We start from the raw sequence: 1970 nt of genomic DNA, 5'->3' as shown, positions 1-1970 counted from the left end.
GCCGAGGTCCAGCCAGAAGCGCAGCACGTCGATCATCGGCGACCGCGGCCACTGCGACCACCCCGATCTGGGTGCGCAGGCGCGTCCCGGCCTTGACCCGTGGCCGCTCCCAGCGGCGGAAGGCACAGGTGACCGTGCCCGCGGCGAGGCCGGCGAGGGTGTCCTGCCGCAAGAGCACCGCGCCACGATGAAGGGTTGAGTCGACCTGGCGCAAGAGTCACAGGCGGGGACCCGTACCGAACGCCTAGACTCAGACATACGGTCGACGACACCCGGGGAGGAGTGCGATGAACTCGGACGAACGTCGCTTCGCGGTCCTCCAGGCGATCGTCGCCGACTACGTCTCCACGCAGGAGCCGGTGGGCTCCAAGGCGATCGTCGACCGGCACAATCTCGGCGTCTCCAGCGCCACGGTGCGCAACGACATGGCGGCGCTGGAGGAGGATGGGCTCATCGCCCAGCCCCACACCAGCGCAGGCCGGATCCCCACCGACAAGGGCTACCGGCTCTTCGTGGACCGGTTGGCGCAGGTCAAGCCGCTGTCCGGGGCCGAGCGCAAGGCCGTGCAGAGCTTCCTCGACGGCGCCGTGGACCTGGACGACGTGCTGCGCCGCTCGGTCCGGCTGCTCGCGCAGCTGACCCGCCAGGTCGCCGTCGTCCAGTACCCCACGCTGACCCGGTCCACGGTCCGGCACCTCGAGGTCGTCCAGCTCACGCCCGCGCGGCTGATGCTGGTGCTGATCACCGACTCCGGCCGGGTGGACCAGCGGATGGTGGACCTCGGCCAGGTGGTGACCGAGGAGGACACGGCACGCCTGCGGAGCATGATCAACACTGCGCTCGTCGGGCAGCGGCTGGCCGAGGCCTCGGCCCGGGTGGCGGACCTGCCGCAGACCGCGCCGTCGGAGCTGAAGGACGTCGTGCTCACGCTGTCCACGGTGCTGATCGAGACGCTCGTCGAGCATCCCGAGGAGCGCCTGGTCCTGGGCGGCACGGCGAACCTCACCCGCAACACCGCGGACTTCCCCGGCTCGCTGCGGCAGGTGCTGGAGGCGTTGGAGGAGCAGGTCGTCGTGCTCAAGCTGCTGGCGGCCGCGCGCGAGCCGGGCCTGGTCACGGTGCGGATCGGCGAGGAGAACGAGTCGGCGGACCTGCACACCGCGTCGGTGGTGTCGATCGGCTACGGGCCGGGCACCGTGGTGGGCGGGATGGGCATCGTCGGGCCGACCCGGATGGACTATCCGGGCACCATGGCGGCGGTGCATGCCGTCGCCCGATACGTGGGTGAGATCCTGGCGGGACGCTAGGACCCGTTTCATTCCGAGCAGAAGGATTCATGGGGAACTCGAGGGTGGCACGCGACTACTACGGCATTCTCGGCGTCGAACAGGGCGCCGATGCCGCCGAACTGAAGCGGGCCTACCGCCGGCTCGCCCGGGAGCTGCACCCGGACGTCAATCCCGATCCGGCGGCGCAGGAGCGCTTCGCCGAGATCAGCACGGCGTACGAGGTGCTCACCGATCCGGAGAAGCGGCGGATCGTCGACCTGGGCGGCGACCCGCTGGACAACGGCCGCGGCGGGGGTGGCGGAGCGGGGGACCCGTTCAGCGCCTTCGGGTTCGGCGACATCATGGACGCGTTCTTCGGCGGGTCCGCGGGCGGGCGCGGGCGGGGTCCGCGCAGCCGCGTCCAGCCGGGTGCGGACGCGCTGATCCGCATGCAGCTCACGCTGGAGGAGTGCGCCACCGGCGTGCAGCGCGAGCTCACCGTGGACACCGCGGTGCTGTGCACGGAGTGCGGCGGGGACGGCTGCGCCCCCGGCACCTCCCCGCACGCCTGCGAGACCTGTGGCGGGCGCGGCGAGGTGCAGAGCGTGCAGCGGTCGTTCCTCGGCCAGGTCGTCACCTCCCGGCCCTGCCCCACCTGCCGCGGCCTCGGCGAGGTCATCCCGGACCCGTGCCGGGTGTGCG

The 1970-nt window shown here is 71.9% G+C and carries 2 protein-coding genes; both read left to right on the top strand.

What is annotated here, in order from left to right; genetic code table 11:
• Positions 1–287 precede the first annotated feature (287 nt).
• Entirely contained in the window at positions 288–1307 is a 1020-nt protein-coding gene (gene hrcA / locus H5J29_RS30680) for a heat-inducible transcriptional repressor HrcA (RefSeq protein ID WP_181784437.1), read from the top strand.
• Between the two features lie 44 nt (positions 1308–1351).
• Positions 1352–1970: DnaJ domain-containing protein (locus H5J29_RS30675; protein WP_181784438.1), on the top strand; the 619-nt coding region annotated here is incomplete at its 3' end.

Origin of the sequence: Pseudonocardia pini, from assembly GCF_013870575.1 — a bacterium.
Classification (GTDB): Bacteria; Actinomycetota; Actinomycetes; order Mycobacteriales; family Pseudonocardiaceae; genus Pseudonocardia; species Pseudonocardia pini.
The sequence above is the reverse complement of the archived record's forward strand: the minus strand, read 5'-3'. Positions and strand labels throughout refer to the sequence as shown.